Here is a 24412-nt window from a genome sequence, read left to right on the forward strand (position 1 = left end):
GCTGCATAGGGCATTTAATAAAAAAGCCCTTGCAGGGCAAGAGCTTCAATCATTTGGTCGCTATATTTCTTCCTATAACGTTATTTCACCTTCATAAAAATCTGGGTAAAATAAGGCCTACCTTCTTTATCAAGCTGCACACTCAAAACGGTATGGGTATAATCTCCTTCAATAGTTGTTTTGTGCGAAGAACTTTTCAACCAACCCTCCAATGCAGATTGTGCAGTAGCATAATGTCTTGCTACATTTTCACCAATATCCACAGCATTTATTTCACTTGCTATTTTGGAAGCTCTGGAGTCAAAATTATCATGGCTCAATTTGTTTTGACCGATCATATAAACGTTATGATCCTTTGCATATTTATAGGACGATGAGCTGGATTGCAGTTTGGCAGCTCCTGTCTCTGCTCTGTATTGATTGATCAAATCAAGAAGATCTTTTTCCATTTTCGTGGCATCTACAACGACTTTTTCGCTTTCGCCCAAACCTTCGGTTAAAACGCCCTCCTCTTCTATTGATGCACTTTTACTGCACGTGGTAAGTGCCACGGCTAACGCCACAACACACATAGTGTAATATCTTTTTTTCATTTTCAGGGGTACTAGTAGAAATCTGTTCTAAGGATTTCCTGTGTTCTGGAAACTAAACTATGGATGGGGGAGAGCTCGACCATAAAAGTTCCATAGGATTCAGAATAATCCGATAAGTGGCAAATTTGAATCCCTTGGATCGATGAATGGTAAACACGGCTTCCTTTTATCGATAAAAAGAACCGTTTATAGGGGCGATGAATCTTCTTGATTAGCAGGCCCATAAGATGCTTCTTTCTTATCTTGGAGCACAAGTCCAAAGACGATAGCACCAATTTCTTTTACAGGTTCGTAAAAGATGGATTCTTTCTTTGTTTCTTCATTTACAAAATTGAACGATGAATTGAGTCTTTCGAAAAAAACCAATAGTGCACCTATAATAATGGCGACCTTTAAGGTTCCAAAAATACCGCCAGCGATTTTGTTCAAAAGGCCTAGCATGGCAAAATCGGCAATTTTGGTCAAAAACTTACCAGCAAAATGAACCAATAGAACAATGGCAAAGAAAGTAATGAGAAAAGCGGCAATTTTTATATAACGCTCACTCCAGTTCATGTTTTCCGCGAGATAGTCTCCAGCAATGTAGGAGAAATGTATTGCTCCATAAATACCTGCTATAAGGGCCACTAAAGAGGCTATCTCAACAAAAAGCCCGTTTTTAAGACCCTTGAAAAGACCCCAGACCAAAAGTATACCTATAACAATATCCAAAAAGCTCATAAATGGGTTTTCAACAAATATAGGATATTGATTTGTACCTTTGAAGCTTCTAAAAAAGCATATGTCCAGAGATGAAAAACTTAAGGAAAGATGGGATCTGTTAGTGGATAAACTATCCAATCAATTTTCTGATGGCGACCCTTTAGAGATTGACGGAATTATCTATTTGGTAGGAGTACAGGAGTTGGGGAGCTTTCACAGGAGCTTTAAAAAAGATGAGAAAGTCAATTTGATGCATATTGCCATTTGTAGATTGCTGGAACCTTACGGATATTATGATTTTGATTTCTTTGATGAAGATGGTTGGCCACATTACAAAGTCAAAGAGCAGTTGCCACCATTAAAAGCTGGAGAACAATCTGTTTTAATGAAAGAAGCCCTGGTCCAATATTTTCTTGAAAAAAAATACATAAGCTAAAATGGAGCTGCAAAAACCATACTATGCAGTAATTTTCACCAGCACCCGAACCGAAGGAGATAACGCGTATGTGGAAATGGCAATCCAAATGGAAGAACTTGCACGCCAACAACCCGGTTTTATAGGTGTTGAAAGTGCTAGGGACGGATTGGGCATAACTGTCAGCTATTGGGAAAATTTGAAAGCCATTGCCAATTGGAAAGCAAACATCGACCATAAAGTGGCCCAAAATAAAGGGATAAAGGAATGGTATTCTTGGTACAAGGTCAGAGTTTGTTTGGTAGAGCGTGAATACGAGTTTACAAAGTAGAATTAATGCAAAGTTAATTTGACAGCACTGTAAACGTTTACATTTTATGTATTTTTGATATTTGGCTTACACAAATTGTCAATAGGTATGAAAGAGAATATGCGATTTTCCAATCTGGATAGAACAGCGACCATCCAAAGAATTTCTAAAGAACATTTTGACCTTGTTGTAATCGGGGGTGGAATTACTGGAGGTGGAATTGCACTTGATGCTGCTTCAAGGGGAATGAAGGTAGCCTTATTGGAAAAAGGTGATTTTGCTTCTGGTACGAGCAGTAAATCTACCAAACTTATTCATGGAGGCCTAAGGTATTTAAAGCAGTTCGATTTTTGGTTGGTGAAGGAAGTTGGTTCCGAAAGGGCCATTGTGCATAAGTTGGCACCACATTTAGTGCTTCCAGAGAAAATGCTTCTTCCCCTTATCGAAGGAGGTTCCTATGGAAAATGGTTAACATCCATTGGTCTAAAAGTGTATGATATCCTCGCACAGGTTACAGGAGATGACAAAAGGCAAATGTTGGAGAAAAAAGAGGCGATGAAACTAGAACCACTCCTTCCAAAAAAAATATTGAACGGGGCAGGATATTATGCAGAATACCGAACAGATGATGCAAGACTGACCATTGAAAATATTAAGACAAGCCTTCAACACGGTGCAGAAGCATTGAATTATGCTAAAGTAACAGACTTCCTTTATGACAGTGATAAGGTAGCTGGGGTCATCGTAAATGATGAGACTACAGGAGAAGAGTTTACAATTAAATCAAAGTATGTCATTAGCGCAGCAGGACCTTGGGTAGATGAACTAAGAAGCGTAAATAACTCAAAAAAAGGGAAACGTTTACACTTGACAAAGGGGGTTCATTTGGTCTTCCCAAGAGAGAAGCTCCCTGTAAGGCAGTCGGTGTATTTTGATATTCCGGATGGTAGGATGATGTTTGCCATCCCAAGAGGTAAAATCACTTATGTTGGTACGACCGATACCAATTTCAATCTAGACAAGGACAATATCACAACTGATTTAGCGGATGCCATTTATTTAATTTCTGCTGTCAATAATATGTTTCCAGATATTAATTTGGAGATGGAGGATATCATCTCATCTTGGGCAGGTCTGCGACCATTGATTCATGAAGAAGGAAAATCCGCATCTGAACTTTCCAGAAAAGATGAAATCTTTACATCGGATACCGGACTGGTAAGTATTGCTGGCGGCAAATTAACGGGCTATCGCAAAATGGCCGAGCGTGTCGTCAACCGCATAGCGAAGAAAATGGAAGAGGACCATGAAATTAAAGTTCCTGAATGTAAAACAGATAAGATTCCACTTTGCGGAAGCGATTTCAAAAAATTCAAGCAGGTCAAAAAATATATTGATGAAATTTTTGAACGAATCAAGACCGATGGATTTACAGATTACGATGCTTGGTACCTAGTAACCAACTATGGAAAACAAACCGAAGCTATCTTGAAAAACTATGCTGAACTACAGCAGGAAGATGTCTTTTTGAAAATGCTTCTCGCAGAGGTGCAGTTTTCTATTGCCTATGAAATGGCGCTAAACCCAATGGATTTCTTTATTAGAAGAACGGGAAGGCTTTATTTCGATATAGAGAGCATTCGTAACTACATGCAACCCGTTCTAGAAGAATTCAAAAACGCATACAATTACGACGATGCTCAAATACTTTCTTTTAAGGAAAAGCTGGAAGAAGAATTGGACTCCCATTCCAACTTTTCTCTTGAAAGGGTTTAAACGGTCGATCTAACAATTTCTTGCGCCCATTTTATAATAAGGTTTATGGTGCCCTCATCCCATTTACCAGGTTTTCCTTCAAAAGAATCCTTTGGACTTTTATGTATGGTATTCCAATGGTCTAAATCAGGATACTCGTAGAGAATATGGTCTTTATGTCCATTGCGTTCCAATACTTCAATAATCATTTTATTATCAAACTCGGACATAATCCAATCGTTGGTGCCCCTTAAAATTCGAACAGGGACTGTTATTTTTTCCCATTCTCCGGCAAGGTCAAAATCTTGTAGCTGCTGGTAATATGCCATTGAGCGTCCATACATATGCTCTGGGGAATGATAGTTGTATTCGGCAAGAGCGGGATAGTCATTGATTACTTCCTGATAGCTCTGCTTTTTTATGAGCATGCCATGATACAATGGAATATAATAGTTGTTCATTTTTTCAACAATTTGGGATTCGGTATTACCTTTAAAACTTAGAATGCGGCGTTCAATCTCCAGCATATGCTCGTACCATGTTTTAAAGAAGGTTCCATCAGAAATAACCCCGGCCAGATTAAATTCATTGGCGAGTAACGGCGCCAATGCGCTTCCCATGCTGGAGCCGTAAACTACAATTCTTGAAGGGTCTACGTAGGACTTTGATTTTAAGTTTTTGATTGCCGCTCTGTAACCTTCCAAATCCATTAAAAAATCTGAAGTACTGCAATCACCTTCGCTATCACCAACTCCCGGTTTTTCAACACGCATGACCACCATACCGGATTTTTCCACCAAATCCTTGATGGTCTGCCCCCAATTATTGCCTCTTCGCCCTTTATACGTTTCAATGCTGGAACAACTAAGGCCACTTATAAGAATTACTGCTGGCTGTTTTCCAGATTTTTTAGGTTTGGTGATAATGGTTCTTTGTGTAATTCCATAAGAACTTGTGATTTCCTCATAAAACGTATCCAAATCTGTGTGCTTTTCTCTCCCAAGAGGATGGAAGAATACTTCTGCTTCTATGACTTTGGTGTTGCGAACAGCTTTTATTTTTGTTTTTTTATTCGCTCTCAGCCCATAGGATATATCACTCCATATATTTTCATCCGTTAGTACGATACCGTCTACTTCTACGAGTAAATCTTTTACTAAAAAACCAGCTTTTGCCAAAGGACTATTTTCATTTATACTTATAATTTCTGCTCCCGGACTTTCTTTAGGACCACTTATATCAGCTTCCCAAGAAGCCCTTCGTTCCAAGACCTGGCTTTGTATGGAAGAACAGAATAGAACAACTGCAATTAGTGAACAACCAACGTTTCTTTTAAGATTCATCTTTGAGATTTTTAGGATTTGGTTAAAATTAGAATGTCTATTTTTAGCTCGTTTCCCATTTATATCAAAGTATCGGTTTTTTATGTGAAAAGAAAGATTTTCATGATTTGAAAAAACAACAATGGAACAAAAACACAATTTGTATCTGTTTAATTCAAGGATAGCGACCCACGTAATATTTTGGATGCTGTATTATCTCCTGTTCGGGGTTATTTGGGTTGGGGATAAAGGTTATTTGGCCTCGTTTTACCTAGAGTTTATATTACTGCCTATTCGTATTTTGGCCGTTTATACCACTATTTATTTTTTACTGCCAAAGTTTTTGATGCAAAAAAAGTACATGCTTTTCTTACTAGGTTATACATTGGTTCTTTTTTGTGGTGGGATACTGCAACGAGTCTTTATACATCTGTTTTATGAAGAACTTTTATTGAATGATTCTAGTACGGGGTTGTTCAATATTATGCTATTGGTGAGGGCTGTCGTATTGATAAATACTACGGCACTTTTGGTTTTGAGCATCAAAATATTCCAACTCTGGGTTATTGAGCGTGAAAAAAACACAAAGGACAAAAATGAGATTCTGGAAATTCGCTCAAATCGAAAGACCTATAGAATTCCCATGGACAAAATCCTCTTTGTAGAAGGTTTGGGTAATTACGTAACCTATCATTTGGTCAATAAAACTAAGATTACCAGTTATGGAACAATTAAAGCTGCTTTGGAGAAGCTTCCGCAAAACTTTGACCGAGTCCATAAATCCTATATCGTAAACAAAAACCACATAAAATCATATGATGCTCTTTCTATTGATATAGCGGATACATCAATTCCAAGGGGTAAAAACGTACCGGACGAATTGTTGTCCCTATAATATTAATCCAGTTTCTCGGTTAGTTTTTTAAAGACTTTTTTCGGATTCTTCTCTTGATAAAGCACATTGTAAACCGCTTTGATTATCGGTGTTTTGGATTTTTTTTCGCGGCTCTCGTTGGACAGATAAGCACTTTTGGTAGCATAATATCCCTCGGCAACCATATTCATTTCCATCATGGCGCTTTTTACGGTATATCCTTTGCCTATCATGTTTCCGAACATTCGATTGCGGCTAAAGGTAGAATACCCTGTAACCAATAAATCGCCCAGATATGCAGAATCGTTGATGTTGCGTTTCATCCTGTATACGCTGGCTATATAACTTTTCATCTCACGAATGGCATTGCTCATGAGTACACTTTGAAAATTATCCCCATAGCCTAGGCCATGGGCAATCCCGGCAGCAATAGCATAAATATTTTTCAGCATGGCAGCATACTCTGTTCCTATAATATCATCGGAAATTTTTGTGCGTATGTAATGACTTTTCAATTGGTCGGCCACTAATTCAGCTTTGTCGGAATCGGCACAAGCAATGGTGAGGTAGGATAATCGCTCCATGGCTACTTCTTCAGCATGGCAAGGCCCGGTGATGACCCCTATGTTTTTAAACGGAATCTGATAGATATCGTGAAAATGCTCACCTACGATCAAACCACTTTCAGGTACAATACCCTTTATGGCGGAAAAAACTATTTTATCTTCAAAGGAAGCCGTTAACTTTTTGAGTTCACTTTCCAAAAAAGCAGAGGGAATTGCAAATATCAAGATATCGGAAGCTTCAATAATTGTATTCATATCATTGCTGAGTTGCAATCTTGAAACATCGAATTCTGCAGAACTTATGTAATTTGGATTGTGCCCTTCTCTCTCTAAATGTTCAATGGCAGATACACTTCGCATATACCATGCAACATTCTCCAAGTTTTCAGAAAGCATTTTTACAATAGCTGTTCCCCAACTACCGCCGCCCAAAACTCCAAACCTAAGTTTTCTTTCCATTCATCAAATTTAGCTGGCAAAGCTAAACAATATATCAATTGTAATATTAAATACTGATTATCAAAAGGTTATAATTTTTGGCATGGTGCTTGGTTTTAATTAATCGAACCCAAAAACCAAAGCGTATGAAAAATGCAAAACTACTATTCGGAATTTTATTCATTGGACTTTTAGCAAGTTCATGTTATACAGAAGTAATCATTGAAGATGACTTTATTGAAGCGTCACCTTTAAATACTGCATTGGTATTGGAATCGTACGACTTATGGTATGTGGATATCAACGCCACAAGAGGAAATGGGGAGGTACCTTTTTTACAACGCGCTTTCACAGTTTCTTTTAACAGAGGTGTTCTGTATGCCAATAACAACATTGTGGGTATTGGGAAAACAGGGAATGGATTAGGGATAGATGTTGGTTCTTACGCAACACTGAACGGTGTAGTTGAGATTGATCATGATATTGACCAACTTTGGTTATTGGATGTTTTTGCCGTAAATAACAATACATTGGAGTTGTATGATTCACGCTCGGACACTTCATATATTCTAAGGGGATTTCAGCGTAACAATTTTGATTATGACATGGTGTTTTATGACAATATCAATTCCTTTCTGCAGGAATATAGTGCGTGGGAAAAAACGTTTACCAGTGAATTGGGAGCGTTGAACGAGTTTGATGATGAAAATTACCTTCAGTTTTTACCGGATAACAATAATGGATTCTTTAGGTCTTCTGTGGATGCCATAGGAATACCATTGGTGAATTTGCAATGGGACTATGAAGGTGACTATACGGTGTTCGATGTAGCCAACGATGCTACTCTCAAAACTTTAACACTGGATTATGACTTCTTGGGCAATGATTATTTTGAGCTTTACGTTATTAATGATAGTACAATTGAATTGTATCATGTTGCAAGTGGGACGACGTATGAGTTTACAGGAAGAGGGTACACGCAATATTTAAAATCGAGTTCTGCTGTTGGTAAGAAACGTTCAAAGGTTAAAAATTCCATAATGAACGTAACCCGACAGAAAAAATAGTAAGGAACAAGAATAGTGTTCGACTATTTAAACAAGTTTTTTGGTTGGTTATTTAGTTAAGAATCGCCTCGAGTAGTTTACTTGGGGCGGTTCTTTTTTGATACCATGTTCAGATTCATCAAGTTGACAAGCCCTTCAGATGAATGATTATTGCATTACCAGTGTTTCTCTGTTAAATTGCCAAATTCTCAATTCTTTTAGCATTTCAGGCTAAACCAATGATTAATAGTATTTTTGCGCGCTTTAAATTAAGAGATGAAAAAGTACCTTAATCTTTTTGACTTTTCCCAAAAGGTAAACTACCGCACCGAAATTTTATCTGGTCTGACCGTAGCTTTGGCATTGGTGCCAGAAGCTATTGCCTTTGCATTGATTCCCGGGTTTTCACCCCTCACCGGACTATATGCTGCTTTTGTGTTGGCATTGGTCACCTCAATTTTGGGTGGTCGCCCGGGAATGATTTCTGGAGCAACGGGTGCTGTTGCCGTTATTTTTGTTGGATTGATCTTGGAACTTAAAAAGACTTTCCCTGGAATAGAGCCTACAACGATATTGAACTATGTTTTTGCCACGGTCATTATTGCTGGAATACTTCAGATTTTGGCCGGAGTGCTGCGATTGGGAAAATTTATCCGTCTTGTTCCACATCCCGTAATGTTCGGTTTTGTAAACGGACTGGCGATTATCATTTTTATGGCGCAGTTTCCAAACTTTTATGAGAAAGGAACCGATACGCTGTTATCGGGCACATCATTACTTACAATGCTGGGTTTAACCTTATTGACAATGTTGATTATTTGGGGCTTTCCAAAGCTAACAAAAATGATTCCTTCATCCCTTTTGGCGATTGTGGTCGTATCGGCCATCGTACTCGGTTTTGGCATTGATACACTTACGGTTGCGGATACCATGCGCGAAGGGGAGACCATAAAAGGAAGTTTCCCTCCTTTGTCAATTCCCAAGATTCCGTTTACATGGGAAACGTTTATGATCATTATTCCTTATGCGGGTATTGTGGCAGGAGTAGGACTTATTGAGAGCTTATTGACTTTGAACATCATTGACGAGATAACCGAAACCCGCGGTAGTGGAAACAAGGAATGTGTAGCGCAAGGTACTGCCAATATTCTATCGGGATTCTTATCTGGGATGGGTGGTTGTGCCATGATCGGGCAGAGTCTGATCAATACTTCTTCCGGAGCAAGAGCAAGATTATCTGGTATTACGGCAGCCGTTATGCTCTTGGTTTTTATCATGTTCGGTAGCAGCTTGATAGAGCAATTGCCTATGGCCGCATTAGTAGGATTAATGTTCATGGTTGCCATTGGTACTTTTGAATGGGCGAGCTTTAAAACCTTTAGAAAAATGCCAAACTCAGACGTAATCGTTATGGTGTTGGTCACCCTAATTACTGCCATTACCCATAATTTGGCCATTGCTGTTCTGTTTGGAGTTATTATTTCTGCTTTGGCCTACTCTTGGGAAAACGCTAAACGAATTCGCGCAAGAAAATATGTGGATGACAACGGTGTCAAACATTATGAAATTTATGGCCCTTTGTTCTTTGGTTCGACAACGCTGTTTGCTGAAAAGTTTGATATTCAAAATGACCCAACCGAGGTCATCATCGATTTTCAGGAGAGCCGTGTAGCGGATATGTCTGGTATAGAAGCCTTGAACAAATTAACGGAGCGTTACGCAAAGGCGGGAAAAAAAGTACATCTAAGACATTTGAGCAAAGACTGTATTCGGCTTTTGGACAATGCCAAGGATATCATTGAGGTCAATGTTCTAGAAGACCCTACCTATAAGGTCGTTGTGGATGATGCTTTAATATAGGCTTACTTCCTCACTTTACCTGTAAAAACACTAATGTTAGGATTAATAGGGTTACCGGAAACCCTACGCATCATGGTTATCTGGCCTGCATGGTAAATACAATCGGAAAGCATTCCATTGATCAAGTTCCAATACGGGAATGGCGTCTGTTTTTCTCCTTGCTGAAAGATTACCTGAAAATCCTCAAAGTCCTTAGCTTGTTTGCCTGCCATTAAATTACTTGCACCTTTAAGGTTTTCCAAAGTCATTTTACGTAATTCGTCATAAGAATAAACGGTGAAATCCTTTTGGATATTTGGTTTGGCCTGCGGAGCGTTCAATATCATTTCGGACATACTACAAATATGCTGTAAGGTTTCCAGAACACTTCTACTTTCTTTTGAAGGTTTATAGTCCAGGTCTTTTTGTGTCAATCCCTCAGTTGCCCAATAATAGCGAAAACCAAGACCATCGATCATTCTGGTCATGATGTTTCCTGAATCATAATTTTCAGGATATTCTGGAATCTCGTCATAGGGGAGTTTCATATTTTGGGCTTGAATGCAAAATGTTACAAAAAGTAAAGTGTAAAGAAAAAGTCTTTTCATGATTGTGTATTATTCAACGCATCCTTTATAAAATGGAGTAAAGGGATGTATGATCAGATTAAACAGTTTATTTTGGATTGCAATATCTTGGTTTAATAGTTTTTTTACGGTTTCTAAGTCTTTTGCTTTTAAAACTAACATACCTGTATCACTATAACGGGCACCGATTACAATATTTTTTTCTTTTCGCAATTGGGATAGAAACGCTGAATGTTCTTTAAAGTAAGGTTGTTCAGCAGGCTGTTTTTCCATATCCCAACCTTCACCAACAGTATATAAAGCGATAAAATGTTTTTCTGTCGCGGTATCCTGTGCATGAATCCAAGTTGAAAGGCAACAGAAAGCAATGAAGATTAAAAAGTTTTTCATGGCGTTAGGTTTTGATTACCAATAAATATAGCCATTATTGATTTCGAATACTCCAAACCTCATAAAGCGGGTCACCTTTACTGCTAAAACCAGAATGATGCCAATCTCCATCTTTTACACTATAATCAAATTGAAGACTTGCGCCTACTCTTGAATCATCTCGTGAAAAGAACTCGATATTTTCGGTATACTTTCCATTAACCGTGGTGTATGAGCCACCACCCGTACCCATAAACTCCTTGGTTTCCGTGTTGTACGCAATCCATTGAAAACGGGTTCCCGAAAGTATTTTCATGGTTTTACGCGGTCGGTCGGTATCCCTGGTTTGGAATTCCCCATTGCGTTTACGACCGGACATTAACCAAGCTCCTGCCAAGGTACCTGGACTACCATCATCAATTCGAGTCCATGCGCTATCATTTCCCTTAATCTTCAATTTGTCTTGGGGCAGCTCAATTCTAAAAGATACTATGGCACCAATATGTTCTAAATCACCAGAGTCAAATTCAATAGTATGTGTGATTTCATCGCCTTTCAAAGCCCATTGCCCCCCATCTGTGCTCACAAAGGCCCCTGTTTTGGTGTTGAACCACGTTGATGCGTAATACGCTTCAGAAATGATAAGGATATTTTTCAAGGAGTTTCCTTCAGAAGAAAAACTTGTGTTTTCCCAAGCACCTATCAAGGTCTGTGCATTTGCGGATACCCCAAGAATTCCAATAAGTAATAGTAAAAAGTATCTTCCCATGACTTTATAATTAGTTGTCGAATCCTTCCGTATAAACTACTTCACCTTCTCCATTTTTTAAGCGTACAAAATCTACTGCGCCTTTCCCCGTAAATGTAAGGATAAGCCCCATGACCTTTCCTCGGTCATCTTCAAAAGGTTCATCTATGGCAAGAGCATCGTTCAAAAAGTATTTAAAACGTCCATTGGAACTCTCCAATCGGATATCTTGCCATTCGGATAAATCTGTGCCCAAGGTGGAAAAATCGTTTTCGGTTCCAGCTAAAATGGTATCGCCCACTTTTATATTTAAGTTGCTTACACAGCCTTTATCCGTTATGCCCAACCAGCAAGAGGATTTTTCATCAATAACTTTCACTTCCATGTATGGGCAAACTATACCGGCAATAGCATCAAACTTGACTCTTGTTTCCAAGATATATTCTCCAGATAATAAGCCACTAAACTCCCGTATATTAAAATAGGAAACAATTAAGCCTTTATTAATATCTATTTTTGAGTTTTCGAATATGTTGTCGCCCACCCTAAAACTGCCATCATTTATTAATTGCGATTGGTCAGGATAAAACGGAATGGAATCCAATCGATTTGCCTTGGCAGTTGCAAACCAACCATCTGTTTTTACATTGATTCTTATTTTTTTAATGACTTCATCATTGGCAATTAGCCTGGCCCAATGAAAACCAGGATAGTAGTACATCTCGGAAAAAGTTTTTTTGCTGGGGTCGATACTCTTTTTATGAGTAGGATTCCAAGAGCGCTGTATAAAAAAGCTATCAGCTTCAATACCTTTTAGGTCGTATGAGAAAATAACTGAATTTGGAACATTGTGCGCTACCGTTTTATTGGCCGAAAATATAATATTATCAGGAATTGATATCGGCTTGTTTCGATTGGAAATAAATATAAAGGCTGAGATAAATACCAGCACGCCCAACAACGAAAAAAGCGCGTATTTTTTAATAGGTAGACTTCTTGTACTTGGTTTTTGCAGTGATGTTTTAACTACGGTATTTTCATCTTGCCTAAAAGCATTCCAACTATCATAATCAATTAACGAAGCTAGGGCATTTAGGGTATTTAAATGTGGAATTTGATTGAACTCATTTTTCCAAAGCCGTTTCATCGTTGAAAGACTTATTCGAATATTTGATTTTTCCTCCATCAGCTCTATCAAATATTCCAGATCACGCTGTCTTGGTTTTTCTCCCAATGCAAATTGCTCAGGAAAAAAACGCCGCTCAATTAAGGTGATACAACATATTATGGAATCTCTTTCTGCTGCTTGCATGGTATAATTAGTGAAATGGACGAAAAATGACCCCTATATAAACGGTTTTTGATGGTTTAAATACTGGCTGAAGGTTCAATATTGCATAAAATTAAAATTTTCAATTTCTAAGTTATGCATTATAAAGAATCCATTCAAGTTAAAACTTTTATAGCAATAATCTGTTCAATTTTTGTCCAAACGCTCAGTGCCCAAAATATACCATTAACATCAGAACATTGGATGGTTGTGGATAATGAAAATAATCAAGAGTTGGATTTGAAGATAATAAAGTATAAAAGTAAAGATGCCATTTATTTGGGTAGACATGAAATAGCAAAACTAAAAAACAGCGCCCATACTAATTTTGTACTGGATATGGATATTGCAGGAAAAGCAATGCCCGGATTTGGGTTTAGGGCCAAAGACCTATGGGACTATGAATTTTTATATTTTCGCGTATTTTCCGGTGGCAAAGACAATGCCATTCAGTACATACCTGTATTCAATGGTTCACACCCGTGGCAATTGTACAATCAACCCGTTTATGAGACGGCAGGAGAGTTTCAACCAAAAGAATGGTTCCATGTAAGAATTGAAGTTTTTGGAAAAAACATGCGAATATTTATTGGGGATAAAAAAGAACCGAACATGGAAGTAGCGCTTTTACAGACCGAATTGGATACCGGGACCATTTTTTTAAAGACCAGCTTTGCTGAAGCCTATTTTAGCAATATTGAAGTATCACCTTTAGAGAAACCATTTCAAATCGAAAAACCAGAATTGAACAGGGACTATTTAAAAAAATGGAGTATTTCTGAACAGATGGATGGAAATATTCATTCGCAAAGTCAATATTTTAAGTTGTTTGAAAAAGCAGAAAAAAACCACAAATGGAAAACCGCTGAAGCAGATAAAACGGGAATCATAAATCTGGCCCGTTATTATGACCATCCTGGAAAAGCTGTTTTTGCCAAAACCACAATATCATCAGATGCAGCTAAGAAGGTTACTTTGGCTTACGATTATACCCAGGTGTTGCTTATCGCCCTAAATGATAAGATAATTTTTCATGGTCGTGAACTGGATATGCATAATTTTATGCGGGTAATCGATGGGGAGGAAACTTTAGAACTCAATCTGAATAAAGGTGAAAACAAATTGGTCTTTTGGATTCGTTCTGATGATGAATGGCAGAACTCATCTGGGAATCCGCCTTACCTAGGAAGAAATCAGGCAATGAACTGGGGGTTTATCGCAAGGTTAATAGAAGAATGATGATTCAATATTTACGTAAAAAATGCCGCTACCCTTGTATGATAGGTAACGGCATTTTTTAAGCATGTATTTTTTTATAAAGTTCTAAGGTATTCCAAAAGTTCTCTAGCCTCCTCTTCTGAAAGGTTTTGGTTAAGCATTATAGCATTATTATACTCTTTCAGTAAGGCTTTTGCTATAGGGTCTTCGCGTAGCATACCATCTGGGTTCAATATCATGTTCATGACCCATTCTGGGCTACGGCGTTCTAAAACCCCTTCCATTGCAGGGCCGATCATACGTTGGTCTACCATATGGCAGGCCACACAAATAGCATTGAACTTAGCCTCTCCAAGAGAAGCCATTTCGGTATCGATTTCATCTGGTAAGTCGACATTTTTAATAGGCCCAACCCCTTTGTTGTCCAAATCTATTGGTATTGCTTCACTGGCTTGCGCTTTTTTGTCTTCGGATTTGGTTCGGCTTACCTCAAAACCATCTTTTTTTTCTTCTTTTTTTCCGCCACAACTGGCAACAAAAACTCCCAATGTAAGGAGTAGGATTACTTTTTTCATTGTATCAAATTGAATAGAACTAGCTACTAAATTAATTAATAAAGAGGTACTATGTTTCTGATTTCTTGAAAGGTTCATTATTTAGAGTCAATACACATAGAAAAACATGTAAAAGGATAGGCTGTGAATTTTTTATGTTGAAGTAAAAAATTCAAGCGCCCTTTTTTCTGTATATGTGATATTTTTTTCGCCCCAAAACCCTACATGCCCTCCGTATTTGGGGACTTCCAAATACAGGTTTTTGTTTTTGTCCGCTTCCTGAAAAGGATAACAAGCTTCACCCAAAAAAGAATCGTCTTTGGCATTGATGATCAAACTTGGAACAGTAATGTTTTTTAAAAATTGAAGACTGCTACATTTTGTATAATAATCCAATCCATTATGGAAACCATGTGCCTGGCTTGTGTAAAAATCATCAAAATCCAACAATGTTTTAATGGTAACTAAATCGGAATCGTTCACTAATTCAGGAAATAGTATTTGTTTTTGCCTGAGCTTGGCCAATAGGTTCTTTTTAAACCGTGCTGCATACAATACATTTTTTGGTTTCATGATTTCTTTAGCCGATTCCTCCAAATCGCAAGGGACGGAAACTGCAACGGCAGCTTTTAGCTCTTTTGGAACCAGGGCTCTTTCACCTAGATATTTTAGGAGTAGATTTCCACCAAGACTGAATCCTTTTAAATAGATTTGGGAATATTTTCTTGAATTTATGACATGTTGAATGACCTCGGCCAAATCTTCTGTTGCTCCAGAATGATAAGAACGATAGAGCGTATTCGGCTCGCCACTGCATCCACGTAGGTTTACAGCACACACATCAAATCCGTTCTGGTTTAGTAATTTGGCACTTCCTGTAATGTAAGGACGCTGGGCATTTCCTTCGAGACCATGCAATAGAATTACCAGCTGTTCTGTTGTAGCCGAACCATAGCTCCAGTCCAAATCCAGAAAATCTCCATCAGATAAAAAAATACGCTCCCTTTTTTGGATAACATCGTTGACTTTTCTAACAAGACCCGCATAAATTGTGGCAAGATGTCCGTTTTTCAAGAAAAATGATGGATGATAAGAGCTAGAGATACAAGGCATTAATACAAAATATTGTCTTTAGCTTGTACAGGTTCTGGAAGTTCCTCTTCATCCAGCATATCGCGTAAATCAATCTCTATAGTGCGGCACAAGGCAGTCATTGGTACATCGTTCACCCTCCCTTCAAAAGGATCTTCGCTATTATCGCCCACAATTTCCATAGTGGTGAAAATCCAAGAAATCAATATCGAGAAAAAGATTTGTAAAAAAATAAGCCAATCCACTCCGCTTGAATCGTACATTTCGTTGTGTCCCTTAAAAACATTGAGCAAACCAAAAGGAATCAACAAGATAAAAATCCAAGTGAATATTTTAGAAAAATAGGCATATTGTCTGGGAAAAGGAGTGTTTTTAATGCGTTCGCATTTCCCCTGCAAATTGTAAAACTCCTCAAGAACACCCTGTAGCTGCAATTCTTGAAAACTATCCAAAATGTTTTCTTTTCTGAGCTGGGTAATATCCTGTGCTTGATTTTTAACTAAATGCGTTGCAGGATTTACCCTCTTTCTCAAATCACTGAACTCGCGCATGCTAACATAATTGTAAGCTTCATTGCATGAAATATTTCGTTCAGCATGCTTGTCAAAGATTTTTTCCACGGATTTATTTTCCTTGATGCTCCAAGATTTGGGTTGCCGCAACTGCACTCGCAAAGCATTGAGCCAAGCAATATGTCTGTGGATCATTACTCTTTGGATTTCCTTATCTTTTTCAGGATTGTCTGAATGTACAAATGAAAGTACTCGAATACCCCAGGTCCTACTATAGTTAACAATACCGCCCCATATTTTTCGGCCTTCCCAAAACCGATCATAGCTTTGGCTATTTTTAAATCCTATATAAAAAGAAACGGCAATACCTATGACCGAAATTGGTTGAAACGGCAAGTCGATAAAAGTCCATCCTAAAACAAAATAGAGGGCATAGACTATAGTTGCGTAAAGAGAGAAAAAAATAAGGTTTTTCCATGCGTATCTAAGAAGAAGTCCAAACCCAATATTTCTTTTTATATACATGGCAGTTGATTAGAAATTAAAAATACTTAAATCTTTCAAATTTGACTTTAACTTAAATCTTGAAAGTAAAGTTTATTGTATTTTTAAGTAATGGGCTTACGTATAAAAAAATGTGAACATCTCGTGGCAATTTCCGATGTAAAGAAAGCAAGAGCATATGAATGTGAGGAATGTGTAAAGATCGGTGATAGCTGGTTGCATTTGCGAACTTGTCAGGAATGTGGAGTAACATTATGCTGCGATAGTTCCCCAAATAAACATGCAAGTAAGCATTCAGCTTCACAAAAGCATCCCGTTGCAAGCTCTGCAGAACCCAATGAAAATTGGATGTGGTGCTACGTCCATAAAACACTATCAAAATATTAAAAAATGAAAGACCCACGTTTTCCTGAACTTACGCAAAGACAAATCAATGTTTTAAAAACCTATGGTGAAGTTGAGAATCCCCCTCTTGGAACAAAGATTTTTGCTCTGGGCGATTTACAATATGACTTTTTCGTGGTGCTGGAAGGAGAGGTTTCGATAGAAGACCCTTATAACGAAAATGGAGTTATCGTTGTCCATCAAAAAAATGAGTTTACAGGAGACAGTGGCATGCTCTCCAACCGTGGAGCACAATTTCATGCCATTACAAAAGAGAATACTACAGTGCTACGAATAACTCCAAAAAAATTAAAAGAAGCCATTGCAAGGCATAGCGATATTAGTGATGTATTATTGAATGCATTCCTGTTGCGCCAAGAAACCGTGCTTACCGAGTTTACCGGAGGTATAAAACTTGTAGGCTCAGGAAATTCAAAGGAAACCTATGCCATCCGTGATTTTATGGATAAAAATCATATCTGGTATAATTTTTTGGATGTGGACACTTCAGACTCGGCACTTGAGCTTTTAGAGAACTTTAATCTATCCAAAGAAGATCTTCCTATTTTGATCAATAGTGAGGCCAAGGTGTGTCAGAATCCATCGTTGGAAGAACTGGCGCGGTATTCAGGGGTGCTCATGGACTTTGAGGACAAGGTCTTTGATCTCCTTGTAATTGGTGCTGGACCTGCTGGTTTGGCGGGTAGCGTGTATGCCGCCTCTGAGGGATTGAGTGTAGTCACCATTGATAGCAAGGCACCTGGCGGACAGGCAGGGAAAAGCTCTAAAATTGAGAATTACTTGGGGTTTCCCACAGGGATATCCGGAAACGATTTGGCAAACAGGGCCTACGTACAGGCACAAAAGTTTGGCTGTAATATTTCAATTCCCCATAAGGCGGAAAAAATAGAACATACCGGTAGCCATTTTATATTGCATGCAACCAATGACAAACAAATAAAAACAAAGGCGATTATGGCCGCGACAGGTGCAAACTATCGTAGCCTGCCCATTGATAATATTGAAAAATATGAAGGTAGTGGTGTTTACTATTCGGCTACTGGAATGAATGCCGCATCCTGTAAAAATGAACTAGTGGGGGTAGTTGGAGGTGGAAATTCCGCCGGTCAAGCAGCCTTGTTTCTGGCAGACCATGCCAAGGAAGTACATGTTGTTTTGAGAGGGGGAGATTTAGGTGCAAAAATGAGCGATTACCTAGTACAGCGAATCGAAGCGGCCGAAAACATATTCGTACACCTCAACACGCAGGTTACCGAATTACATGGAGAACATCATTTAGAGTCGCTGATTTTGGAAAACAAGTCAGGTGAAAAAACAAAAAAGAACATTACCAATCTATTTACTTTTATTGGAGCTAAACCCTGTACGGAATGGTTACAAGGTCTGGTTGTAACGGATGAAAGAGGGTTTATTTGCACAGGACCCGGTATTCAACAGAAACAACTGCACAAATGTGCCATTTATTCCGGAAGGGAGCCACAATCCTTAGAAACCAGTATTCCTGGATTTTTTGCTGTGGGCGATGTTAGAAAAGGCTCGGTAAAACGGGTTGCTTCAGCAGTTGGGGAAGGCTCCATGTGCGTGAGCCAAGTCCATCAGTTTTTAGCAGATTTAAAAGATGTAGAAGCCGTTGAAGCGTAACAGTCGATTACTTTGGATATCTTTCCAACAAATTTGACTGTTCCTCTATTGCTGATTTAAACTCGGATTTAAGGGTATCCACTAATTTAGTAACTGGCATTGTATCCTCGATGGTGGTTACACCCTGTCCTGCGGACCAAATGGTTTTCCAGGCTTTGGCTTCTGTGTCCAATTCTTTTCCAAAGTCTATTTTGTGATTTTTCTTTAAGTCTTCTTCGCTGATTCCCGCTGCCTGCAGACTTGCCGCTAAAAAATTGGCATGTACTCCAGATATGGCTGCAGTGTACACCACATCGCTTGCTCCGGCTTCAATGATCATTTTTCTGTATTCTTCTGGCGCCTTGCTCTCTTCGGAATTTATAAACCGGGTTCCCATATATGCCAAATCTGCACCCATCTGCATGGCAGAGGCAATATCCCTACCCGTACTGATGCACCCTGAAAGCAATATGGTCTTATCAAAGAATTTCTTTATTTCTGCTACCAAACTCATAGGGTTTATGCTGCCTGCATGTCCGCCTGCCCCGGCAGCTACAAGAATCAATCCATCCACACCAGCCCCAGCTGCTTTTTCGGCATGTCTTTTTTTGATAATGTCATGGAACACCAAACCGCCGTAGCTGTGAATGGCATCCACAACCTGGCTCACTGCTCCCAAGGAGGTAATGACCAACGGCACTTGATGTTTTACACAGAGCTTAACATCGGCTTCTAATCTAGGGTTTGTGGGGTGTACAATGAGATTTACACCAAAAGGGGCCGGTTTTTTTCCGGTCTCCTTTTCAAATTGTTGCAACTCTGATTTGATTTGGATGAGCCATTCTTCAAACCCTTCACTTGTTCTTTGGTTCAATGCAGGAAAGGTACCAACAATCCCATTTTTACAACATTCTATGACCAATTTTGGGCCAGAGATAAGAAACATTGGGGCTGCTACGGCTGGTAATGAAAGGTCTTTGATGAATTCGGCTTTATGGCTCATGTGCTTTGTGTTAAAGTATCTTTAAAAATAAGATTAATTCCACGATTGGATTAGACAAGATTTTCAAAACTATGGTAATTTTACAATTATTATGCATGCATAACAAAATAATCAACTATGTTTTTTAAGGAATTTGAAATAAGATGGAGCGATTTGGATGCCAATCGCCATTTAGCCAACTCGGCATATATCAATTTTATGAGTCATACGCGTATGGCTTATTTGGGACAGTTGGGCTTTGACCAAAAATCCATGGCGCAATATAATATTGGTCCGGTAGTCTTCTATGAGCACATGTATTACTTCAAAGAAGTTTTCCCTGGAAAACCGGTAAAGGTTTCTCTTGGTTTTAAAGGTATGAGCGAAAACGGGATGTTTTTTGAATTCCAACATGATTTTTATGATGCAAATGGCAAAAACTTTGCCCGTTGTGAAATGATGGGTGCTTGGATGGATTTAAAGGAACGTCGTTTAACAGATTTACCTCAAGTCTTTTTGGATGCTTTTGCCACAATGGAAAAATCGGATGAGTTCAAGATTTTGACAAAGGAGGATACGCGGAAGTTTTTTAGGGTTCCGAAAAATCTATAAAGTGAAAATTAATCACTAAAGTTTTGGCCTTGGTTTCTTACTTGCCAGATAAACCCCCAATAAGACCAAAAGTGTGGCCAAAACCTTAATCAATGTAAGTTGGTCCTTTCCTGAAACCAAAGCGAACAATATTCCGAATAGCGGTTGCACGTATACAAAGGCCCCTACGGTTGAAGCTTTTAGCTCGGTTAGGGCAAAAGCATTAAAAAGATAGGTCATAAAAGTAGTGCCGATAATTACAAATGCAATAGCGCCGTAGGCCCAGAGTGGCATGGTCGACCATTGCATTTCCAAAAGTTCTGGAAGTGTAATCGGGAAGTTGATGATAATGGCAATGGTAAACAACCATTTCATTAAGGTAAACGGATGGTATTTTTCTATCAGTTTTTTAACGATGATTAAATAAGCTCCAAATGAAGTTGCATTGACAATGAAAAGAAAATTACCCAAAGGAATATTTGGGGCATCTTGACGTATTTCTGCGCCAAAAAGTATGAGCGCCACTGCACCGATGAAGCCCAGTATGATACCAAGCCCCTTGTTCAAGGTTATTTTTTCATTTAAGAAAAATGCGGATAGAAGTACAACGATAATAGGGGTAATGGTAATTAAAACGGCACTGTTTATTGGAGTGGAAAGTTGCAGCCCTTTGAAGAATGCCAACATATTGATGACCATTCCCAAAATGGAACAAACAAGAATTCTTCCCCAATCCCTTCGTTCAATTTTTTCCTTTGGTCCAAAAAAGGAAATACCCCAAAACAAAACAGCTGCACCGATTACCCTGAGCATAATAAACCCGAAAGGTTTTATGTAGGTTGGCATGACTCCTTTGGCTACGGTATGGTTTATACCATAGATAATTGTAGCGCCAATGGCAGCTAAAATGGCAAGGGTTCTTTTGCTCATGAGTGCAGCTTGCCTTTGGCGGCTTCAACTACCTTTTTGGAATTTCCAATAAAGATTTCACCTTTAAAAAGCATAACAGGTCTCTTAAGAAAGGTATAGTGTTCAAGAATAAGATTTTTATAATCGTTTTCGGTAAGCTCCTTTTCATGCAATCCCTTTTGACGGAAGAGCATCGCCCTTCTGCTGAACAAAGCTTCGTAACTACCTGACATGTTTTTCATTTCTTCCAATTGATTGGCTGTTATGGGTTCTGACTTAATCTCTTGCAGAACAACGTTATCAAGTGGCTCCAATTCTTTTAAAATGCGCTTGCAGGTAGAGCAACTACCCAAATGATAAATTTTTTTCATTATAGGATTATCTTCTTTTTAAGAAATCAAAAGTAACCTATGCCTAGCTAAGAAAGTGTAAAATCTACAGCTTTTTGTGCATGGATTCTGGTAGTATCAAAAGTTGCAATAGCTACTTCGTTATCTGGAATGAGTAATGGGAGTTCGGTACACCCTAAAATTACACCTTCGGCACCCTGAGCTTCCATTTTTTTGATGATTTCCAAACAGATTTCCTTGGATTCGGTCTTAAATATCCCTTTTACGAGCTCATTATAAATAATGGATTGGAGTATGTCCATATCTTCTGCTTCTGGTACCAATACTTCTAAATTGTACTGCTCCCTAAGGATTTTGGTGTAAAAATCCTTTTCCATGGTGAACTTTGTTCCTAAAAGTGCTACTTTCTTTATTCCAGATTTTACAATAGCCTCACCAGTTGCGTTCGCAATATGTAAAAAAGGAACGTTGATTGCTTGGGTAATGACTTCACTTACTAAATGGATGGTATTGGTACAGAGTACTACTACATCTGCCCCGGCCTTTTCGAGTTTTTTAGCATGTACTGCCATGAGGTCACCAATCTTATCCCATTCGCCAGAGAAGGAATAACGTTCAATTTCATCAAAGTCCACTGAGGTGAGTATACTTTTTGAAGAGTGGGAACCGCCCAGCTTTTCCTTTATCATCTCATTTACATATTGATAGTATATCTTAGAGGATTCCCAACTCATACCTCCGATAAGTCCTATAGTTTTCATATTATTTCGTTTTAGATAGCTGTTCAGCTCTCTCAATTTTGAAAGAACTTAGAAAATGTGTAATTCTTTTTTTAAGAAAGCCATTTGGTTTCTCTCTTAGCAAGTCATCGTATTCAATAGTACAGTCTATAGCGTTTTCCATGATTATCAAATTTATATTTCGCTAATTATAGATATGATATTTTAAATTTTATAATTCAGTTTTTAAGGTTTCAACATACGCTTGGATTATGTTTTCATTTCTTCTGTAATAGGTCCATTTTCCATGTCGTGTAGGAATGACCAGATTTGCATTTTGCATAGCGTTCAAATAGGTTGAAATAGTGGATTGTGATAAACCGGTTTTATCCTGTATAAAACCCACACAGACCCCATCATCAAAATGGTCGATATCCTGGTGCGGAGGAAAGTTCGCTTCAGGATTCTTCAACCATTTTAGAATGTTGACCCTTGTTTTATTGGATAACACTTTGCTGATTTCAACAATATTCATAAGGCAAATATAAATTAAATATTTATATATCTAAATAAATAGATATGTTAATTTTCATTTTATTGCAAGTTCTCTTTTAAAAAGTATATCACATAGAAAATTGGGATTTTACATAATCCAATTATATTTGTACAAGCAGCAAGCCCCCCAAATCTTTATCGATATGAAAAAAAACTGCCTACATTATTTGGCATTTTTGGCTATGCTCATGATTTCCTTTGAACATGTCTATTCACAAAGAAGTGACTTTTTCTTTGATGTAGTGCCAAGCTACAAAACGAACGGATATGGTTTAAACGCCAATATCAATTACTATCACAACACTACGGATTTTTTTAGGGTATCGTTTGTTTTTGCCTCAACAAAAGAACAGCCAGACGGTGGTCTTGAGTTTCCGTATGAAGACTATTTGTTGGACCTTGGCTATTTTACAACAGTGTTAACATCGCCAAATAGGGGATTCTTTATTTATTTTGGGGGTGGTCCCTCTTTGGGCTATAAGCATATCAATGATGGGGAAACCGATTTCCCCTTCGATGCAGTTGAAGCGGAAAGTAGCTTTATCTATGGTGGCTTTGCCACTTTTGAACTGGATTTTTTCCTGTCGGATACGTTTTCAATAATTCTTCCTGTTACGGGATTCTATCATTTCAATAGCGACCTTAATGAAACTGCGCTCTTGGTAGGTGTGGGACTGCGGTATTATTTGGATTAGGCTTTTTGATTAGCCTAAGTATCTAGAAAAAGTATATTGAAAAACCTATTGGGATCAGGATTTCACCTTATTTTTCAAATACTTATTTATTTCTTTAAAGGGTAAGGTTAAAAGAATAGGACCATCTGCATAGGAAGCCACTTCGTACTGGTTGTATACAAATTGGATTCCATCTTCCGTGTATCCAATATTTTCGGCCAAATGGAATTCATCATCTTCGAACATAAATCCTGTAACATTAATGTTACCTTTTTCCGGAATACTTTCCTGAGCTCTGAACTTAGCTTCCGCCAATTTTTGAAAGTCTTCTAAATCCTCAAAAAGCTCCCAATTTTCCAACTCTGTTCCCTTTATCTTATCAAAATTTAAAAATGTAGTTGCGCCATACCCGTGTGCACCGCCCGTATAAATATAGGTTTTCATCGCAAGTGTCAAGATATTCTGGTCTTCGTAAACAACTTCGCCATCCACTTTAGCCTCCCATCCAACGGTGTCTTCAGGAAATCTGGTAGCCAGTTCTTCAAAACTTTTAGTAAAAGATACGATTGCATCGTTCAGGGTTTCAATATCCTCTTCCTCATCAAAAGAAAGATATGAGATGATTTCTTCTTCGGTACTACGGTTTATCGTATTTGCAATTGCAGTGTCGTCAATGGCCTTGGGAACGTCAATGTCGATTTTGGGGCAAGTTGCACAATCCTCGCCAACTATTTGTAAGGGTTCAAAAGTAAGTTTATCACTGTTTTCGCAACCAATGGCTATCAATACAAGAAGGAGTATGCCTATAGATTTTTTCATATTGGAGGTTTTAG

28 protein-coding genes are annotated in these 24412 nt (G+C 38.3%); 11 read left to right on the plus strand and 17 right to left on the minus strand.

The features are described from left to right. Positions 1-80 precede the first annotated feature (80 nt). Positions 81-593, minus strand: a complete 513-nt coding sequence (locus tag LV716_RS08935; protein WP_163417396.1) for a CAP domain-containing protein — start codon at positions 591-593, stop codon at positions 81-83. Between the two features lie 186 nt (positions 594-779). Continuing rightward, positions 780-1313: a CvpA family protein gene (locus LV716_RS08940; RefSeq protein ID WP_163417397.1), complete on the minus strand. Its 534-nt coding sequence runs from the start codon at positions 1311-1313 to the stop codon at positions 780-782. 61 nt (positions 1314-1374) lie between these two features. Here LV716_RS08940 and LV716_RS08945 point away from each other — a divergent pair, with 61 nt between their 5' ends. The 3 genes from LV716_RS08945 (at position 1375) to LV716_RS08955 (ending at position 3796) form a co-directional block, all read left to right on the plus strand. Continuing rightward, positions 1375-1731, plus strand: coding sequence for a hypothetical protein (locus tag LV716_RS08945; RefSeq protein WP_163417398.1), 357 nt, complete (start codon positions 1375-1377; stop codon positions 1729-1731). Between the two features lies 1 nt (position 1732). Then, positions 1733-2041 carry an antibiotic biosynthesis monooxygenase gene (locus LV716_RS08950; protein WP_163417399.1) on the plus strand — a complete coding sequence of 103 codons (309 nt, stop codon included), beginning with the start codon at positions 1733-1735 and terminating at the stop codon, positions 2039-2041. 87 nt (positions 2042-2128) lie between these two features. Next, on the plus strand, positions 2129-3796 hold the full coding sequence (locus LV716_RS08955; RefSeq protein ID WP_163417400.1) for a glycerol-3-phosphate dehydrogenase/oxidase: 1668 nt from the start codon (positions 2129-2131) through the stop codon (positions 3794-3796). On the opposite strand, the gene LV716_RS08960 is transcribed toward LV716_RS08955, so the two are convergent. Next, positions 3793-5118, minus strand: coding sequence for an alpha/beta fold hydrolase (locus LV716_RS08960; RefSeq protein ID WP_163417401.1), 1326 nt, complete (start codon positions 5116-5118; stop codon positions 3793-3795). The genes LV716_RS08955 and LV716_RS08960 overlap by 4 nt on opposite strands. Positions 5119-5458: 340 nt before the next feature. Here LV716_RS08960 and LV716_RS08965 point away from each other — a divergent pair, with 340 nt between their 5' ends. Next, the gene (locus LV716_RS08965; RefSeq protein WP_233759267.1) at positions 5459-5992 is read left to right on the plus strand and encodes a LytTR family DNA-binding domain-containing protein; all 534 of its coding nucleotides are present in this window, start codon (positions 5459-5461) and stop codon (positions 5990-5992) included. A gap of 2 nt (positions 5993-5994) precedes the next feature. Here LV716_RS08965 and LV716_RS08970 read toward each other — a convergent pair whose 3' ends face one another. Then, positions 5995-6996, minus strand: a complete 1002-nt coding sequence (locus LV716_RS08970) for an NAD(P)H-dependent glycerol-3-phosphate dehydrogenase (RefSeq protein ID WP_163417403.1) — start codon at positions 6994-6996, stop codon at positions 5995-5997. Between the two features lie 125 nt (positions 6997-7121). Here LV716_RS08970 and LV716_RS08975 point away from each other — a divergent pair, with 125 nt between their 5' ends. Together LV716_RS08975 and LV716_RS08980 are read left to right on the plus strand one after the other, a co-directional pair. Continuing rightward, complete coding sequence (locus LV716_RS08975; protein ID WP_163417404.1) at positions 7122-8042, plus strand: nicotinic acid mononucleotide adenyltransferase; 921 nt, start codon at positions 7122-7124, stop codon at positions 8040-8042. 255 nt (positions 8043-8297) lie between these two features. Beyond that, positions 8298-9881 carry a SulP family inorganic anion transporter gene (locus tag LV716_RS08980; protein ID WP_163417405.1) on the plus strand — a complete coding sequence of 528 codons (1584 nt, stop codon included), beginning with the start codon at positions 8298-8300 and terminating at the stop codon, positions 9879-9881. Between the two features lie 2 nt (positions 9882-9883). Here LV716_RS08980 and LV716_RS08985 read toward each other — a convergent pair whose 3' ends face one another. The 4 genes from LV716_RS08985 to LV716_RS09000 form a co-directional block, all read right to left on the minus strand. Beyond that, a complete protein-coding gene (locus LV716_RS08985) occupies positions 9884-10408 on the minus strand; it encodes a DinB family protein (RefSeq protein WP_233759268.1) in 525 nt (174 codons plus the stop codon). A 69-nt stretch (positions 10409-10477) separates the two neighbouring features. After that, positions 10478-10837, minus strand: a complete 360-nt coding sequence (locus tag LV716_RS08990) for a YciI family protein (RefSeq protein ID WP_163417407.1) — start codon at positions 10835-10837, stop codon at positions 10478-10480. Positions 10838-10871: 34 nt separating this feature from the next. Beyond that, positions 10872-11585: a membrane or secreted protein gene (locus LV716_RS08995; RefSeq protein WP_163417408.1), complete on the minus strand. Its 714-nt coding sequence runs from the start codon at positions 11583-11585 to the stop codon at positions 10872-10874. A 10-nt stretch (positions 11586-11595) separates the two neighbouring features. Next, positions 11596-12876 carry a hypothetical protein gene (locus LV716_RS09000; protein ID WP_163417409.1) on the minus strand — a complete coding sequence of 427 codons (1281 nt, stop codon included), beginning with the start codon at positions 12874-12876 and terminating at the stop codon, positions 11596-11598. A gap of 114 nt (positions 12877-12990) precedes the next feature. On the opposite strand from LV716_RS09000, the gene LV716_RS09005 reads away from it, so the two are divergent. Further along, complete coding sequence (locus tag LV716_RS09005; RefSeq protein WP_163417410.1) at positions 12991-14133, plus strand: hypothetical protein; 1143 nt, start codon at positions 12991-12993, stop codon at positions 14131-14133. Between the two features lie 74 nt (positions 14134-14207). Here the strand turns inward: LV716_RS09005 and LV716_RS09010 are convergent, their stop codons facing one another. From LV716_RS09010 to LV716_RS09020, 3 genes are all read right to left on the minus strand, one after another. Beyond that, entirely contained in the window at positions 14208-14687 is a 480-nt protein-coding gene (locus LV716_RS09010; protein ID WP_163417411.1) for a c-type cytochrome, read from the minus strand. 132 nt (positions 14688-14819) lie between these two features. Continuing rightward, entirely contained in the window at positions 14820-15779 is a 960-nt protein-coding gene (locus LV716_RS09015) for a YheT family hydrolase (RefSeq protein WP_163417412.1), read from the minus strand. Further along, complete coding sequence (locus LV716_RS09020) at positions 15779-16795, minus strand: bestrophin family protein (protein ID WP_163417413.1); 1017 nt, start codon at positions 16793-16795, stop codon at positions 15779-15781. The genes LV716_RS09015 and LV716_RS09020 overlap by 1 nt, the downstream gene beginning before the upstream one ends. 90 nt (positions 16796-16885) lie before the next feature. Here LV716_RS09020 and LV716_RS09025 point away from each other — a divergent pair, with 90 nt between their 5' ends. Both LV716_RS09025 and LV716_RS09030 read left to right on the plus strand, forming a co-directional pair. Further along, on the plus strand, positions 16886-17161 hold the full coding sequence (locus LV716_RS09025; protein WP_163417414.1) for a UBP-type zinc finger domain-containing protein: 276 nt from the start codon (positions 16886-16888) through the stop codon (positions 17159-17161). 3 nt (positions 17162-17164) lie between these two features. After that, positions 17165-18820, plus strand: coding sequence for an FAD-dependent oxidoreductase (locus LV716_RS09030; RefSeq protein WP_163417415.1), 1656 nt, complete (start codon positions 17165-17167; stop codon positions 18818-18820). Positions 18821-18827: 7 nt separating this feature from the next. Here the strand turns inward: LV716_RS09030 and LV716_RS09035 are convergent, their stop codons facing one another. Continuing rightward, the gene (locus LV716_RS09035) at positions 18828-19802 is read right to left on the minus strand and encodes a nitronate monooxygenase family protein (RefSeq protein ID WP_163417416.1); all 975 of its coding nucleotides are present in this window, start codon (positions 19800-19802) and stop codon (positions 18828-18830) included. 117 nt (positions 19803-19919) lie between these two features. Between LV716_RS09035 and LV716_RS09040 the strand changes: the two genes are divergently transcribed. Next, positions 19920-20393, plus strand: a complete 474-nt coding sequence (locus tag LV716_RS09040; protein ID WP_163417417.1) for a thioesterase family protein — start codon at positions 19920-19922, stop codon at positions 20391-20393. A 15-nt stretch (positions 20394-20408) separates the two neighbouring features. Here the strand turns inward: LV716_RS09040 and LV716_RS09045 are convergent, their stop codons facing one another. The 4 genes from LV716_RS09045 to LV716_RS09060 form a co-directional block, all read right to left on the minus strand. Continuing rightward, positions 20409-21302: a DMT family transporter gene (locus LV716_RS09045; RefSeq protein ID WP_163417418.1), complete on the minus strand. Its 894-nt coding sequence runs from the start codon at positions 21300-21302 to the stop codon at positions 20409-20411. Then, the gene (locus LV716_RS09050) at positions 21299-21652 is read right to left on the minus strand and encodes an arsenate reductase family protein (RefSeq protein WP_163417419.1); all 354 of its coding nucleotides are present in this window, start codon (positions 21650-21652) and stop codon (positions 21299-21301) included. Before LV716_RS09050 ends, LV716_RS09045 begins: the two co-directional genes overlap by 4 nt. Positions 21653-21699: 47 nt before the next feature. Beyond that, positions 21700-22392: an aspartate/glutamate racemase family protein gene (locus tag LV716_RS09055; protein ID WP_163417420.1), complete on the minus strand. Its 693-nt coding sequence runs from the start codon at positions 22390-22392 to the stop codon at positions 21700-21702. A 190-nt stretch (positions 22393-22582) separates the two neighbouring features. Beyond that, a complete protein-coding gene (locus LV716_RS09060; protein WP_163417421.1) occupies positions 22583-22885 on the minus strand; it encodes a helix-turn-helix transcriptional regulator in 303 nt (100 codons plus the stop codon). A 163-nt stretch (positions 22886-23048) separates the two neighbouring features. On the opposite strand from LV716_RS09060, the gene LV716_RS09065 reads away from it, so the two are divergent. After that, a complete protein-coding gene (locus LV716_RS09065; protein WP_163417422.1) occupies positions 23049-23600 on the plus strand; it encodes a conjugal transfer protein TraO in 552 nt (183 codons plus the stop codon). Between the two features lie 54 nt (positions 23601-23654). Here LV716_RS09065 and LV716_RS09070 read toward each other — a convergent pair whose 3' ends face one another. Next, positions 23655-24398, minus strand: coding sequence for a DUF3298 and DUF4163 domain-containing protein (locus tag LV716_RS09070; protein WP_163417423.1), 744 nt, complete (start codon positions 24396-24398; stop codon positions 23655-23657). Between the last annotated feature and the right edge of the window lie 14 nt (positions 24399-24412).

The organism is Flagellimonas sp. HMM57, assembly GCF_021390175.1.
Lineage (GTDB): Bacteria > Bacteroidota > Bacteroidia > Flavobacteriales > Flavobacteriaceae > Flagellimonas.